This window comes from Campylobacter sp. BCW_4338 (genome assembly GCF_001763255.1).
Classification (GTDB): Bacteria; Campylobacterota; Campylobacteria; order Campylobacterales; family Campylobacteraceae; genus Campylobacter_D; species Campylobacter_D jejuni.
On sequence record NZ_MJYJ01000038.1, the window covers coordinates 1 to 1,344 of the forward strand.

The window sequence follows — 1,344 nt, forward strand, 5'->3', positions numbered from 1 at the left end:
CAAGACATAACTCTATCCCTCAATGGCAATATCCAATCTTCTTTTCTTTTAGAATTTTTAGAACAAGTAAATAAAATAATCAAAAACAAACACAAAAGAATTATATTTGTAGGACATTCATTGGGTGGGTATTTAGCTCAAATGGCTTTGATATATTGCGATATTAAATATAAAGACAAATTATCTTTTAGCCCTAATGAAGTTTATACTTTTAATTCCCCTAGTGTTTATGGTTGGAATTTTCCTAATATAGCTATCAACCCTAATACTATAAAAATTATGCAAGATCTTTTAGGAAAATACACTATAGATGTTTCAGAAAAAATCACTCATATTTATGATAATGGTAAAATTGAAATCATTGCTTCAGCTCAATATGGTGCAAGCAATGCTTTAGGTATATATACAGGGAAAAATGATCACTCTATAAAACCTCTTGTTAATACTCTCTATTTTTATTCCTATCTTTTAGAATTAGATGCTAACCATAACAAAGTCAAAGATAAAAGCCTTAGTGAGTGTATAGAGTATCTTAATCATTTTATGAAAAATATTCAAATTTATACAGAAACTTTTGTGTTAAAAAATAATGCTATTAATAATAAAAATTTCGCTCTTAAAAATGGACCTCTTGGACTTTTTAGAAGTTCTCCAGAAAAAATCAATCATTTTGAATATTTTCTTTCATTAATAGCCACCATAATGCAAGAAACAAATGGTATTTTAGAAGAGCTTGGAGATAATTATTATACAAGTTATAAAACTCCTACCATTAGTCAAACAAAAATCATAGATTTTATTTTAAAGGCACAAGAAAAAGAAAAATACATTTTAATTCTTGATAAAAATGATTTTAATAAATACAGAAAAGATTGTTCCTTTATTAATAATCAAGAAAATTTAGCTCATAAAATTGCCATTGGGGAATTTAGAATTTTTATTGTGGTTTATAAAGATATGAAATGTCTTGAAAATATTAATAATATAACAAAAATATATGGATATAATTCAAAAAGTTATAAAATAAAAGATCAAATTTGGGATGAGCAATATTTAGGTGGAGTTTGTAAAATATCACAAGCTTTGTATTTTAATGGAAAAGCTAAAATAGGTATTATTTAGGAAAATTATGATAGGTAAAGACTTTTTATATTCTATTCATAAAGATAAAAAAAGTATTTATTTGTTTTGTGAAAATAAAAGCATCATTGATTGTCAAAGTATTTATGATGAACTTTATAAATTAGAAGCAACGACAGATTTTACTTTTGAAGAACTTCAAAACTATCAAGCTTATATCTTCCTAAACTCCACCCTCCTTACAGGCTCAAATGAACTTCCTAA

The 1,344-nt window shown here is 25.3% G+C and carries 2 protein-coding genes; both read left to right on the forward strand.

The annotated features are described in order from the left end of the window. Positions 1-1,122 (forward strand): lipase family protein (locus tag AJN69_RS10050; protein WP_186820496.1); only part of this gene is annotated, 1,122 nt, incomplete at its 5' end. Positions 1,123-1,129: 7 nt separating this feature from the next. Further along, on the forward strand, positions 1,130-1,344 hold a 215-nt coding region (locus AJN69_RS03900; RefSeq protein ID WP_002844212.1), incomplete at its 3' end, for a hypothetical protein.